The following is a 1033-nucleotide window of genomic DNA, read 5'->3' on the forward strand; positions in this document are numbered from 1 at the left end:
GTGCAGAAGGTTACAAGTGTTAAATATTGTGAATAATCCAATCAGGACATGACTGAACGGAGTGCATTTTGGAAACGGATAACGTGATGAGCGTAGCCAACGGCGAAATCTCCCGGGAAATCGGCGACATCAATCTCGCCTACATGCTGCTGGCGCAGAAACTGGTCAAGCAGGACCGCGTGGCGGCGATGTTTCGGCTCGGCGTGAGCAGCGAACTGGCCGACATGCTGGCCGGCATGTCGCTGGCGCAGATCGTCAAGCTGGCGGCGTCGAACTTCCTGCTGTGCAGTTTCAGGCTCGACGAACATGCCTCGATGTCGGCGGTGGTTGGCGAAGGTAAGGACACGATGCTGCAACAAGCGCACATGTCGATCCTGATGTCGGCACGGAGCCTGCAGACCCGAAAAGCAGCGGTGCCGGCATGACGCGCAAGAGCGTGCTGGGCGAGGTGCGGGAAGTGCAGCTCGCGATCCAGCTGATCCAGCTGGGCGCCCGCCTGCAGTTCCTGGAGTCGGAGGTGGGGCTGAGCCGTGAGCGCCTGATCCGCCTCTACAAGGAAATCAAGGGGGTTTCACCGCCCAAGGGATTGCTTCCATTTTCAACCGATTGGTATATGACGTGGCTGGCGAATATCCATTCGTCAATGTTTTACAACATGTATCAATTCATGAAAATTCATTCGGACGAAGAAAAAGTCTGGATATTGATTAAAAGCTACAAGCTTTATTTGCAGCAAATTGCAGCGCAGGACAGCGAGCCAATTCTGGATTTCACGCGCGCCTACACTATGGTGCGTTTTTTCGACAGCGACATGCTGCAGCTGAGCACCTGCTGCCGCTGTTCGGGCCAGTTCGTCGCGCATGCGCACGACCACAAGAGCGGCTACGTGTGCGTGCTCTGCAGGCCGCCGTCGCGCGCGGGCAAGGCGCGCGGAGCCAAGCGCGGCGCCGGTGGCGAGGCCGGCGCGCTCGGCATCGAAGGCATGGGTTTTGGCGTGGAGGCGGCGCCGGGCGGCGCGGGGCTCCACTGACAC

The 1033-nt window shown here is 58.8% G+C and carries 2 protein-coding genes; both read left to right on the forward strand.

From position 1 onward, the window contains the following. The first annotated feature begins 86 nt into the window (after positions 1–86). Complete coding sequence (gene flhD, locus AC04MI_RS25545; protein ID WP_026284204.1) at positions 87–425, forward strand: flagellar transcriptional regulator FlhD; 339 nt, start codon at positions 87–89, stop codon at positions 423–425. Further along, the gene (gene flhC / locus AC04MI_RS25550) at positions 422–1030 is read left to right on the forward strand and encodes a flagellar transcriptional regulator FlhC (protein ID WP_307595763.1); all 609 of its coding nucleotides are present in this window, start codon (positions 422–424) and stop codon (positions 1028–1030) included. Before flhD ends, flhC begins: the two co-directional genes overlap by 4 nt. Positions 1031–1033 lie beyond the last annotated feature (3 nt).

The organism is Acidovorax sp. LjRoot204 (assembly GCF_056175785.1).

Coding starts and splice junctions, on each gene's coding strand:
- flhC (WP_307595763.1), top strand. CDS start 422: ATGACGCGCAAGAGCGTGCTGGGCGAGGTGCGGGAAGTGCAGCTCGCG.
- flhD (WP_026284204.1), top strand. CDS start 87: ATGAGCGTAGCCAACGGCGAAATCTCCCGGGAAATCGGCGACATCAAT.